The 11,772-nt window shown below is 50.6% G+C and carries 16 protein-coding genes; 9 read left to right on the top strand and 7 right to left on the bottom strand.

Annotation, left to right across the window (positions count from 1 at the left end):
* Both ppk1 and hemB read right to left on the bottom strand, forming a co-directional pair.
* Positions 1-1,523, bottom strand: a 1,523-nt coding sequence (ppk1, locus tag B3P58_RS00645) for a polyphosphate kinase 1 (protein ID WP_286715247.1), incomplete at its 3' end; no start/stop codon positions are given.
* A 9-nt stretch (positions 1,524-1,532) separates the two neighbouring features.
* Positions 1,533-2,543 carry a porphobilinogen synthase gene (hemB, locus tag B3P58_RS00640; protein ID WP_145467637.1) on the bottom strand — a complete coding sequence of 337 codons (1,011 nt, stop codon included), beginning with the start codon at positions 2,541-2,543 and terminating at the stop codon, positions 1,533-1,535.
* Positions 2,544-2,912: 369 nt separating this feature from the next.
* Here hemB and B3P58_RS00635 point away from each other — a divergent pair, with 369 nt between their 5' ends.
* Together B3P58_RS00635 and B3P58_RS00630 are read left to right on the top strand one after the other, a co-directional pair.
* Entirely contained in the window at positions 2,913-3,881 is a 969-nt protein-coding gene (locus B3P58_RS00635) for an alpha/beta fold hydrolase (protein ID WP_286715242.1), read from the top strand.
* Between the two features lie 56 nt (positions 3,882-3,937).
* Entirely contained in the window at positions 3,938-4,876 is a 939-nt protein-coding gene (locus B3P58_RS00630) for a metal-dependent hydrolase (protein WP_145467641.1), read from the top strand.
* Between the two features lie 57 nt (positions 4,877-4,933).
* On the opposite strand, the gene B3P58_RS00625 is transcribed toward B3P58_RS00630, so the two are convergent.
* Genes B3P58_RS00625 through B3P58_RS00615 form a run of 3 tightly spaced genes read right to left on the bottom strand, consistent with a single transcriptional unit; the run spans position 4,934 to position 6,435 of the window.
* On the bottom strand, positions 4,934-5,539 hold the full coding sequence (locus B3P58_RS00625; RefSeq protein WP_286715238.1) for a DNA-3-methyladenine glycosylase I: 606 nt from the start codon (positions 5,537-5,539) through the stop codon (positions 4,934-4,936).
* Between the two features lie 21 nt (positions 5,540-5,560).
* Positions 5,561-5,848, bottom strand: a complete 288-nt coding sequence (locus B3P58_RS00620) for a YciI family protein (RefSeq protein ID WP_286715236.1) — start codon at positions 5,846-5,848, stop codon at positions 5,561-5,563.
* Positions 5,848-6,435 carry a TetR/AcrR family transcriptional regulator gene (locus B3P58_RS00615; RefSeq protein ID WP_286715233.1) on the bottom strand — a complete coding sequence of 196 codons (588 nt, stop codon included), beginning with the start codon at positions 6,433-6,435 and terminating at the stop codon, positions 5,848-5,850. Before B3P58_RS00615 ends, B3P58_RS00620 begins: the two co-directional genes overlap by 1 nt.
* A 255-nt stretch (positions 6,436-6,690) precedes the next feature.
* On the opposite strand from B3P58_RS00615, the gene B3P58_RS00610 reads away from it, so the two are divergent.
* Together B3P58_RS00610 and B3P58_RS00605 are read left to right on the top strand one after the other, a co-directional pair.
* A complete protein-coding gene (locus B3P58_RS00610; RefSeq protein ID WP_225691174.1) occupies positions 6,691-7,167 on the top strand; it encodes a thioesterase family protein in 477 nt (158 codons plus the stop codon).
* 80 nt (positions 7,168-7,247) lie between these two features.
* Positions 7,248-7,586, top strand: a complete 339-nt coding sequence (locus tag B3P58_RS00605) for a hypothetical protein (RefSeq protein WP_286715228.1) — start codon at positions 7,248-7,250, stop codon at positions 7,584-7,586.
* A gap of 280 nt (positions 7,587-7,866) precedes the next feature.
* Here the strand turns inward: B3P58_RS00605 and B3P58_RS00600 are convergent, their stop codons facing one another.
* A complete protein-coding gene (locus tag B3P58_RS00600; protein ID WP_286715225.1) occupies positions 7,867-8,235 on the bottom strand; it encodes a VOC family protein in 369 nt (122 codons plus the stop codon).
* Between the two features lie 103 nt (positions 8,236-8,338).
* Positions 8,339-9,154, bottom strand: coding sequence for an AraC family transcriptional regulator (locus B3P58_RS00595; RefSeq protein WP_286715223.1), 816 nt, complete (start codon positions 9,152-9,154; stop codon positions 8,339-8,341).
* A 215-nt stretch (positions 9,155-9,369) separates the two neighbouring features.
* Here B3P58_RS00595 and B3P58_RS00590 point away from each other — a divergent pair, with 215 nt between their 5' ends.
* The 5 genes from B3P58_RS00590 to B3P58_RS00570 all read left to right on the top strand — a co-directional run bounded on the left by B3P58_RS00590 (position 9,370) and on the right by B3P58_RS00570 (position 11,740).
* Positions 9,370-9,624 (top strand): hypothetical protein, encoded by a 255-nt coding sequence (locus B3P58_RS00590; RefSeq protein WP_286715220.1) that lies wholly within the window; start codon positions 9,370-9,372, stop codon positions 9,622-9,624.
* A 268-nt stretch (positions 9,625-9,892) separates the two neighbouring features.
* Complete coding sequence (locus B3P58_RS00585) at positions 9,893-10,423, top strand: hypothetical protein (protein ID WP_145467661.1); 531 nt, start codon at positions 9,893-9,895, stop codon at positions 10,421-10,423.
* A gap of 77 nt (positions 10,424-10,500) precedes the next feature.
* Positions 10,501-10,746, top strand: a complete 246-nt coding sequence (locus B3P58_RS00580; RefSeq protein ID WP_286715215.1) for a DUF2442 domain-containing protein — start codon at positions 10,501-10,503, stop codon at positions 10,744-10,746.
* 262 nt (positions 10,747-11,008) lie between these two features.
* On the top strand, positions 11,009-11,320 hold the full coding sequence (locus tag B3P58_RS00575; RefSeq protein ID WP_225691166.1) for a DUF3817 domain-containing protein: 312 nt from the start codon (positions 11,009-11,011) through the stop codon (positions 11,318-11,320).
* Positions 11,321-11,491: 171 nt separating this feature from the next.
* Positions 11,492-11,740 (top strand): DUF3297 family protein, encoded by a 249-nt coding sequence (locus B3P58_RS00570; RefSeq protein WP_230331016.1) that lies wholly within the window; start codon positions 11,492-11,494, stop codon positions 11,738-11,740.
* The last annotated feature ends 32 nt before the right edge of the window (positions 11,741-11,772 follow it).

Raw genomic sequence — 11,772 nt, 5'->3', positions numbered from 1 at the left:
GCTTCGCCCATACCGGTTAACTGCTGGAAAACCTTGTGTACGTCTTCACCGATGGAATCATCGCCGGTCAGGAAGCTGTAATCGGTATAAGCACGGGCGTTACCGGCATGATAATTACCGGTACCCAAATGCACATAACGTTTATATTTATCGCCTTCTTTGCGCACAATCAGCATCATCTTGGCGTGGGTTTTATAGCCCACCACACCATAGACCACCACCGCACCGGCTTCCTGCAAGCGGTTAGCCAGGTAGAGGTTTTCTTCTTCGTCAAAGCGCGCACGCAGTTCAATAACCACGGTCACTTCTTTGCCGTTACGGGCAGCATCCACCAGAGCGTTCACAATTTCTGATTTTGCCCCGGTACGATACAGGGTCTGTTTAATCGCACGTACGTTAGGGTCTTTGGCTGCTTCACGCAGCAGATCGACCACAGGCGTAAAAGACTCGAACGGGTGCAGCAACAGTGTATCCTTGTCGCGGATACTCTCGAAAATACTTTTGTTGAAGTTAATATTTTTCGGCAGCCCCGGAGTAAACGGAGTGTATTGCAGATCTGGCCGTGAAATCTGGCCGATCACTTCAATCAGACGACCCAGGTTAACCGGCCCGTTTACGCGGTACAGGTCGGTGGTATCCAGATTGAATTGTTTCAGCAGAAAGTTCGCCAGTTCTTCCGGGCAATTGTCGGCGACTTCCAGACGCATTTCTTCGCCAAAGTTACGCGAATGCAATTCGTCTTCCAGCGCCGATGCCAGGTCGGCGGTGTCATCATGATCAATTTCAAGGTCGGCGTTACGGGTCACGCGGAACTGGTAACAGCCTTTTACCGTCATGCCGGGGAACAGTTCGTCGGCATATTCATGAATCATTGACGACAGGAAAATAAAATTGTCACCGCCTTTGGTGAGCTCGTCCGGTACGCGGATAATGCGTGGCAGTGAACGCGGTGCCGGAATCAGCGCCAGACCGGTTTCACGGCCAAAGGCGTCTTTGCCTTCGAGGGCGACAATAAAATTCAGGCTTTTATTAACCAGTCGTGGAAACGGATGTGAAGGATCAAGCCCAATCGGGCTGATTAACGGTTGAATACTGTCTTCAAAATAGGCCCGAACCCAGCTGCGCTGGTCTTCACTCCAGTCGGCACGGCGCAGAAAATGAATATTTTCTTTTTCCAGTGCCGGCAGCAAAGTGTCATTCAGAATTTCATACTGGCGCTCAACGGTCGCGCTGCATAATGCATGAATGCTGCTTAATACCTGTTGCGGGTGCATACCATCGGCACCGGTCTGCTCTCGCGCAAAGGTTAATTGCTGGGTCAGGTTGGCGACGCGAACCTCATAAAACTCATCGAGATTTTTGCTGAAAATACACAGAAAAAACAGCCGTTCCAGTAATGGATAGATGTCATCCAGTGCCTGTTCCAGTACGCGAATATTAAACTGCAAATGGCTTAATTCGCGGTTTATATAATATTCGCTGCTGCTTAAATCGATGTTTTTTTCTGCGGCTGCGTCACTCATGTTCGGTCCTTATTTATTAATCCATTCTGCATATTGCTTGGCAAAATAGGTGAGAATGCCGTCGGCACCGGCGCGCTTCATACACATCAGGGATTCGGCCATGACGGCGTTATCATCCAGCCAGCCATTCTGTGCAGCTGCTTTGTGCATGGCGTACTCACCACTCACCTGATAAACGAAGGTTGGTACCTGAAATTCATCTTTTACCCGGCGTACGATATCCAGATACGGCATGCCCGGTTTAATCATCACCATGTCGGCGCCTTCGGCCAGATCCATCGCCACTTCGTGCAGGGCTTCGTTACTGTTGGCCGGGTCCATCTGGTAGGTCTTTTTATCGGCTTTGCCAAGGTTGGCGGCTGAGCCCACGGCATCACGGAACGGGCCGTAATAAGCGGATGCGTATTTGGCCGAGTACGCCATGATGCGGGTATTTACAAAGCTTTCTTCTTCCAGCGCCTGGCGGATATCACCGATGCGGCCGTCCATCATGTCAGACGGGGCAACGATATCGGCACCCGCTTCAGCATGCGACAGGGCCTGCTGTACCAGGGTTTCTACCGTGCGGTCATTCAGCACATAACCGTCCTGATCAATGATGCCGTCCTGACCATGGGTGGTGAACGGGTCAAGCGCCACATCGGTAATCACGCCCATTTCCGGTACCGCATCTTTAATGGCACGCACCGCACGCTGCGCCAGACCGTTAGGGTTAAAGGCTTCTTCAGCAAATTCGGATTTGGCGCTGGCCGGTGTTACCGGAAACAGGGCAACAGCCGGAATACCGAGCTTATACAGGTGCTTAACTTCGGCCACCATCAGGTCGATGGACAGGCGATCAATCCCCGGCATTGAGGCAATGGCTTCGCGTTCCTGATGACCTTCCAGCACAAACATCGGGTAGATCAGGCTGTCGACAGTCAGCTGAGTTTCACGCATCAGGCGGCGGGAAAAGTTGTCACGACGGTTACGGCGCAGACGGGTTTCCGGAAAAAAGCGTTGAGCATCGCTGAAAGCCATGGGGAATCTCCTGATCGGGAAGGGAAATGAAAAGTATGACGATTGTAGCTGAATCGGCGCTGATATAGCGCAACTTTATTGAGCGGTGGCTCATAAACACAGCGTTGATGCCTTAGCGCTAAACAGCGGATTTCTGCAGATTTTCAGCCTTCCGTAAAGTGCTGCGCAGTATGCCGGGCGATTGTGAAGCTTTTATGCAAAAGCGTATTGCTGCTGATTGGCACCGCGATCAGATCCGGAGAGGAGTGTGCCTGATTCTGGCGGACAAAGTTGGCGCCGGCGAACCTGCATCCGGGTTCCGGTTCTTTGCTACTTTTACCGGCCTGCTGAGCGGGGCCGCCCCGATACAATAAAAATACAGGAGCTGGTATGACAGCAAGCACACACATTATTCAGTCGGGCCCTGTGCGCCTGCATGCCCTGACCCGTGGCGAAGCGGAAAATCCGGCGCTGGTGCTGGTGCATGGTTACCCCGATAACCACAGCGTATGGGATGCGGTGGCTGAACGTCTGGCGCAGCAGTTTTATGTGATTGCCTACGACGTGCGCGGTGCCGGTCAGTCAGATAAACCGGCAAAAACCGCCGATTACCGTATGCCGTTGCTGGCACAGGATCTTCAGGCGGTGGTGGATACGCTGATTCCCGGCCGCAGGTTTCATCTGGCGGCGCACGACTGGGGCTCGATTCAGAGCTGGGAATCGGTAACCACCGATGCCTTAAAAGGGCGGATTGCTTCATTTTCCAGCGTGTCGGGGCCCTGTCTCGACCATATGGGGTTCTGGATGCGTAAGCACCTTTTCTCCACGTCATTCAGCAACATCAGCAAGGCCGTCCGTCAGCTGTTCAGCAGCTGGTATATCGTATTTTTCCAGTTGCCGCTGCTGGCGCCATTGATGTGGAAGGCCGGACTGGCCAAGGCCTGGCCGGTGTATCTGCGCCTGCGCGAAGGCGTGAGCGAACCGGAAGCCAATCCAACCCAGCGTGACGATGGTGCCATTGGTGTGCGCCTGTACCGCGCCAACTTTATGAACAAAATGTTCCGCCCAGAGCAGCGCTTTGCGCACTGCCCGGTGCAGCTGATTGTGCCAACCGGTGATAACTACGTCGGCACTCAGTTGTTCAGCGAATTGACTGATTGGGTTGAACATTTATACCGCCGCGATATCGACGCCACCCACTGGGTGCTGCTTACCCATGCGCCACAGGTGGCGCAATGGATTGCTGATTTTGCCCACACCATCGACAGCAATCAGGAAGACAGCGCACTGCGCGCCGTACGGGTATCGCCAGCCTCGGCCAGGCCGCTGACGTCTGCTCATAAACCGGAACGGGCCTGATATTCCGGAAGAAAAAAATGGGCACAGAAAACAAGGAATCAGAAAAGGAGCCTGCAATGAACACCGCAACCACACAACAAACCGGGCGCCACGAACTGAAAGCGCGCAAGGTGCGCTTTGATCTGGAACAGACCCCGCTGCACTGGATTCCGGGTGACGCCCTGGCTTCCTATATGACCAACGCCATTCACCTGCTGTTGCCGGAAGGTGAGCTGTGGTTCTGCCGCGTGTATAACAAGGCACTGCCATTGGTAAATGACGCTGAACTGCGTGCCGATGTTGAAGGTTTTATTCGTCAGGAAGCGGTGCATTCGCGCGTACACAGCGCCGCGCAAAAATATCTGAACCGGCACGAGATAGACTGCGAACCTTTTCTTGAGCGGGTGCGCTTTCTGTTTAAAACCCTGCTGGGTGATGAGCCGCTGGGGCAGAAATTTCTGCAGCTGAACATGTTCGAGCGCTCCTGGCTGATAACCCGCGTGGGTATTATCGGTGCGGTAGAACACTTCACCGGAATTCTTGGCCAGTGGGCGATGGATAACACCAGCTGGAATAAAGCCGACCCGGTAATGGCCGACCTGTTTAAATGGCATCTGGCCGAAGAGGTTGAACACCGCACCGTGGCCTACGACCTGCACCGTCATCTGTGCAAAACCCGCATCGGTTTTTACCTCAGCCGTCAGTTGCTGATGGCCTTTGTATTTCCGTTGTTTATTTATTTTGTCTTTACCGGTACGCGCTTTTTGGCAGCACAGGATAAAGATGCAGAAGTGCGGAAAATCGGCCGCTGGGGCTGGCTGAAAATGACCCGGAAAATGGAGCGCTGTGGCCGCAACACCGACCACGTACCGAGCTTCAGCTTTCTGCTGAAAGCCACGCTGCGCTGGTTATCACCACGCTTCCACCCGATTACCGAAGGTGATACCGCTCAGGCACTGGCTTATATCGCCCGCTCTCCGGCGGCACAACGTGCCGAAGCAGAAGCCGGCGTCTGAATAACCGGCTGAGTCTGCTGAGCGGGTGGCGGCAGACTCACCGTCTGATATCTCAGATCAGGGACGTTTAAAGCCCTTGCGTGCCTGCTCCACTTTCTTCCGGATTATGCAGCCGCCGGAATGGTCATTAACAAGCCCCATGGCCTGCATAAATGCATACACCGTTGTCGGACCTACAAACTTCCAACCCTGTTTTTTCAGTGCTTTGGAAAGCGCAGCAGAAGCCTCAGAGGCCGAGACCGTCTGAGGTTCTGGCAGGCTGTTTTTATCGGGTTCGAAACGCCAGAAATACGCAGCAAGTGAACCGTGTTCAGCAACGATGTCACGGGCTTTGGCAGCATTATTAATAACGGCTTCGATTTTTCCGCGATGACGGACAATACCTTCATCCGCTAATAAGCGCTTAACGTCAGACTCATCAAACTGCGCGACTTTGTTGAAATCGAAACCGGCAAAGGCTGCGCGAAAGTTATCCCGCTTGGCCAGAATAGTGCGCCAGCTCAGTCCGGACTGAAAACTTTCCAGGCAGAGTTTTTCAAACAGGCGGATATCGTTGTCGACCGGGAAACCCCATTCTTCGTCGTGGTAGGCAAAAAACTCAGGGGCGGCAGCACACCAGCGACAGCGCGGTTTACCATCCGGGCCTTTAATTTCCGTATTCATAATGCGCTCCGGTATTCAGGGCTAATTCAGCAGAAAACTCAGGCGCTCATCGGCCTTTTTCGGATCAATGTCCAGTATTTCTGCACTGACGATATTTTCCGCTACAAAGGGGTCCTGATTTACCCGGGCCTCAAGAGCATCACGTGTAATACCGTGAGCGATAAGCGCGCCGCCAAGGCCCGGTTGCAGGCTGCCTGCCAGAAGAAAAATGCCGTCAGCAAAGCCTTGTCTGAGCCACTCATTGTGACCATCCATAAAGGCAGCGGCCTGTGCCTTATTCTGTGAAAAACGTAACAGCACGATAAACATTAAAGCGACTCCTGTTGCTCTGTTGTTGTGATGGACGTTAACCAGTGTTCAAGACGGTTAACCTCGTTGTGAAGAAATTTTTCATCCTGAAATGCGCTGGCCAGTGTTGCTACGCCCTGACTGCAGGCCAGCAAATGCATTGCCAGTTCATCGGCATCGGCATGGCGGCCAAGCTGCTCAAATTGCCGCCGCAGCCAGCTGCGGAATAAGGTGAACAGCTCATTGGCGTTATCTCTGGCCGGATGATCAAGCTTGCCCAGCTCAGTGCAGAGCGTGCCGACCGGGCAGCCGTAACGTGTAATTTTGGCCTGATTGGTCAGCAGGATATGGATAAAGCTGCGGATTCTGTCGGTGGGGGTTTCCCCTTCCTGCTCCCAGTGACTGAGCATCGAATAGGTGCGGGCAAGGCGATGGCTGATGACCGCGTGCAGAATTTCGTCTTTGGTTTTGAAGTGGTAATAGAAATTCCCCCGCGAAATCCCCAGCACTTCTGCGATTTGCGCAAACGAGGTGTGCTCAAAACCCTGCTGGTAAAACAGCTGATCGGCCTCGGCAACGATACGTTCTCTGGTTGGTTGATTGGCCACAGGTTTGTGCTCCACTGGGTATTTATGGTCTAGGTCGTCCGTCCTAATATGAAATTTAGGACAGCCGACCTAATGAGTCAATGGGCCATGGCAAAAAACCGGAACCCCCGAATCCCGCTGCCGGCAGCAGATTTTGGCAGCGTTTTCTTTGACTCCGCCCTGTCCCCTGTGAACAATGCCCTGCCCGCCGTTTTACCAGAGCGGGCCAGAGTCATAACAATAAAGACAAAGGGGCACTTCATGACCGCAGAGGGCATGACCACACAAGCTGAAGGCTTCAGCAAAACCGAGCTGACACTGGCGATGAACTTTCTCGACCAGATTCCGTTTAACAAACTGCTTGGCCTTAAACCCAAACTGCTCAGCGATACCCGCTGTGAATTCAGCATGAATATGCGCGACGATCTGGTTGGTAACTGGCTGCAGGGCATTCTGCATGGCGGCGCGATTTCTACCGCGCTTGATGTAACCGGCGGTGCCATGGCATTAATCGCGACCTGGCAGCGCATGCACAAAAATGAAATCCCGAAAGAAGACCGGCCCAAACAACTGGCCAAACTCGGCACCATTGATATGCGTGTGGATTTTCTCCACCCCGGCAAAGGTAAAGAGTTTATTGCCAGTGCAACCCTGTTGCGTATCGGCAATAAAGTGGCCGTAACGCGCATGGAATTTCATAACGAAGAAGGGCTGTTAATCGCAGTGGGTACCGGTACCTATCTGTGCGGCTGATATCTGGCTGATGCCGTGCTGATTTCCGGCCTTGCTGCCTGATTAACATCAGGCAGTATTCAACCCACAGGATATAACTCATGGATGAACTGCTCAGAATTATTTTCCTAACCGCCGGTGCCTTACCCTTACTGGCGTATCCTTTTATGGCGGTGGCCAGCCTGATGGGCCTGGCCAGCAAGCCCGGCATAAAAATTTCCTTGTTTAACAGCCTGATGAACAAGTTCTTTTTGTGGGGAACGCTGTTGTATCCGCTGGTGTTTTTTGGTTGTTATAAATTGAGTGAAGCAGGTAGTGGAATCAGCGGTGAATCTTCGCTCATAGTGGAGGTTTTGCCGGCGATTTTTCCGGTGTTTTTTTTATGCTTGTTGTGGGTGAGTTTTAAGTTTATGGATGCGCCGGGTAAAGGCAGAGAGTAGCCGTTGGACGGATTAGATCAGAAAAACATCGCTCGCTGTGGCGGGTCTCAGGAGCATAATTCAGACGCAACGCCGTACTTCATATCAGACGCTGTATTGTAGGAGTGGATTTTATCCACGACTGGCCGGAGTACTTCATTCACACTGAAATGTAGGGTCGGCATTGCCCACCAGGCCAGCGCAGTTATTGCAGCGATGAATGACAAAGCAATTTCCGCCTTTATGATTTCTCACTGAAAAATCATAAAGGCGCCCAAATAGTCCGGAGCGGCAACACCTGTTAATTTGCGGAGTTCAGCGCCAGCTTGTTGCCTTCTGAATCCAGAAACAAAGCAAAGAACCCACTGTTATCGGCGTGAGCCGTCTTTTCCAGAATGACCTGACCACCACTCCCGGCGACCCTATCCAGCATTGGCTGTAAATCATCGCCGGCATTGAGATAGACAGTGACTCCATCTGAAGAAGGGATATAGCCCTCACCCTTTACAATCACAGCGGGAACCAGCTGGCCTTCGTAAGGCAGGATACCCATCTCCATACCCGGCATCTCCATACATTCGATGTCTACACCCAGTACCGCCTGATAAAACGCCACGGCTCTTGCAAGGTCGGTGGCAGGGATTTCAAACATTGCGATATAACTGTTCATACTGTCGGCCTTTGATAATTAGCAGAATGGCGGTTAGTTGATAAACCGTATTCAGAGACTACATCAACAGCCTGACAGTTCATTGTACAAATACGACAGCGCTTTATTGGTAAAACAGCGATGACAGCTCCATATGCTTATGCCCAAGAAACTCCTTTGGACTGACCCCGGTAAACTCTTTAAAATCCCTGATAAAATGTGCCTGATCGTAGTATTTGCTGGCGTAGGCGATGTCCATCAGTTTGTCGTCTTTATTGTTAAGCAGCATTGTCAAAGCTTGCTGCAAACGAATCACCTTCCCGAGTTGCTTTGGACTGAGCCCCACCTGTTGCTGAAACTTTCTTTCTAAGCGACGTCTCTGGGCCAGATCCTGTTTGGTTATCGCAGCAATCGGTGTATTCCCGGATGAGGCTATCAGGGCATCGATCGTTGTTTGTATGATGTTGTCGACAACCTGTTGCTCATTCAGCTTTGACTTCAGGAACGCTTCAATAATAGCAATTCTGGACGATGTATCGCTCGCCTGAACAATTGCCTGGGTTAAATCATCAGCCGTCTTTTCGCCAAACAATTCAGCCAGCGGGGTTTCGGTATTCACCAGATTTTTAATTGGCGAGGAGACAAGGCTGGCAAAACTGTGCGGATAGAAGCGAATGGCAAAGGTATTAACATACCCCAGGGGTTCAATAAAAAACGGGGTAGTGATCTGACCCAGAACCATCGCTCTTGGCTGGATAATAAACTCGTCATCCGAGACATAACGTTTTATATCGTCACCCAGAATAAATGCCATCTCAATGGTGCCATCGGGAACAATACGCTGCTTCTGGTGATCATCAGAAGCCGGTACTTCCAGGGTCCAGTAACAACTGATAATGGCATCCAGTTCCGCATCGGGTTGAAAGGTCTGATAGTCCATTTTTATGCTCCTTCGTCAGGCTCCGGTCACCGCCAGTGAGTGCACCAGTATGAGGTGAGCATGCCCAAATCACCAGCAGAGGCTTTAACGCGGGTTGTGATGAGCGGCGCTTTCCGGCTCAGGCATGCTTTACATTCGTGCTTGCCCGCTTTGCCGGAGGGTAGTAACGTAAATTTCAAATGCATTAATGCACACTAATAACCGGTTAAATTCCTATGATCATATTTGCAGTTACAAAAGAAGGATTTCAAGAGCTGGAACCAGTGATTAAAACAGGTAAGTATCCTGTTTGGATCGGTGGAAATGTCTTGAGTGAATCTGAGTTAGATCGCTATAGAGAAATGGATATAAATATTACAAGCTTCCGCTATGTGATAGACCCTGCAAATGACGAAGAGCTAGATGATGCTCTGGTTACGATTGAAGAGCATCACCCGAAAGAACGGGTTTGGTTAGAATGCCGACTTTAAATTTAACAAACGCAGCCTTTCTAAGCGCCTTTCTTTTCCTGCGTCGCTACAATTCGCCCGCAGCTGCGGACGTTATATGCCCGGAAAGCAAATAGCGGAAAGAAAATAGGAAATATACAGGCGCTCTAATTATTCAGGTTGTGTTGGGTCAGATCACGGATTCGATAAATGGCCGCTTACCTACCGCCGGAAAAATGCTAAAGTCCGGCATACCTGTATCAGGTCATTTTTATATCAATAACTTCCTCAGGAAATCAAGAGGCTATTTATGTCTGGAAAAGTTAACAAGGAATTCTGGTTGGGCCAGTTATTTACTTTATTAGCGACAGTGGTTGGTGTTTATCTAGCAGCCAATTCCGGTTTTGAAAAAGCCATCGAATTTGAAAATCTGCAACATCAGCGGGATGTTTACCATGTGCAGCAGTCGTTACTGGGAGAAATGCAGGTGAATACCGAACGTTTACAAAGCTGGGTCGATGAATTTGATAAGGCACCACAGAGTAACAGTATGAGTATGCAGCCCGATAAATATCAGCTGGATACGTTTTTCTGGAATGCTGCCCAGGAAGGGTCTGCAATTTTTGAAATGCCACATCAGTACGTCAGTGGTATATCGGCTTTTTACCAGCGTGCAGAATATCTGCGCAGCCAGCTGTTATCCGGTAACCCGTTTGAAGCGCCGAAAGCTTCGGAGAAACTGCGCCAGTTAACCACTGAAACCCGCATTCAGTTATTAAAAAATATTCAGCAACATATAACAGAACAAAAGCAACAGTTACAGAAAACCGGGTTAATCTGATGCTATTGGGAGTGACCCCGCCAGTTAAAATTTACCGGACTTTTTAAGCCCGGATGAAATTTCAAGGAAAGTAATAAATGCCAGAGCTATCAGTGCTTAAAGCTACACATGTTACGGGTCATATTCTAGAAATTGAGTTTAATGATAATCATGTTTCGGTAGTTGATTTTGCTCCATTTATCCTTAGTGATGGCCATCCTGATTACGATGTATATAAAGACATCTCTCGCTTTGTGCAGTTTGATTTGCTTGATGGAAACTTAAACTGGGACGACTACACAATGATCTTTCCAGTTGAACATCTATACGAAAATAAGTTGTAGGGTGTGTTTATAACGAACTGTTTGAGAGTGATTCGCAACGAGTAGAATTTTTTGTATGTGTCGGGTTGAGTGATTAAGGCTCTGTGCGGTAGCTTTTGTAACGCGTGCATGCACCCGTTAACGCGGTGCTGGGCCTTTACAGATTTACCAAACATTACACCTTTAGCCCTATTGTTTATTGCCTCCGCTTCCGGGCCTTGCTACCTTCGCCGGCCAATGTGGTGCTATACCGCCTTACTGTCCATATCTGAGTGAATATCGCATGTTAAAGCTGTTCAGGATTTCAAGCCTGCTGGAAGGCGTCTCTTATCTGGTTATTCTGTGTGTAACGCTGGGCGTGATCAGCCGGGATTTTGTTTACGTGCTCGGGATGACGCACGGTGTGCTGTTTATGCTGTACTTTGTTCTTTCGCTGGCGGCTTCCCATAAGCAGGGCTGGTCGGTGATGACCTGGCTGCTGGTGTTGCTGGCGTCGCTGATCCCTTTTGCCTTTATTCCGGTTGAGCTGTTTGTCCGCAAAGAGCTGTTAAAGAATGAGCAGGCTGCCGCTACCGACCCGGCACTGGGCGCCTGATGTTCTTACTGTCCGGGGCTGTGTCCTGCTTATAGCGAGACACAGTCACGGAGTCTGTCAGGGGGCTGGCTGGCAGGTCTGTGTGCCGATGAAAATACCCGCCAGCCAGATTGAGTCGCTAACCCGCCTTGTCTACAATGGGGCACTTTTTTCTGATGTCAGGTTATAAACATGAGCGACACTAACGCCAAGCCGGCTTTGCCGGATCATCTCTCCGGTAATCCACGCAGCCCACATCACGTTGCTGAGTGTTTTGAGCACGATATTGGTATCCGCCTGAATGGTAAGGAACGTACCGACGTTGAAGAATACTGCATCAGCGAAGGCTGGGTAAAAATCCCTTCGCCTAAGGCAAAAGACCGTTTTGGCCGTCCTATTCTTATTAAACTGAAAGGCGACGTTGAAGCCTTTTATAAGTAAGTATTTTCCGGGATTTTCTGTAAGTTCTTTCT

The sequence above is a fragment of the Thalassolituus sp. UBA2009 genome (assembly GCF_002335285.1).
Taxonomy (GTDB): Bacteria; Pseudomonadota; Gammaproteobacteria; order Pseudomonadales; family Oceanobacteraceae; genus Venatoribacter; species Venatoribacter alkanivorans.
This window is presented reverse-complemented; position numbering and strand designations above follow the sequence as displayed.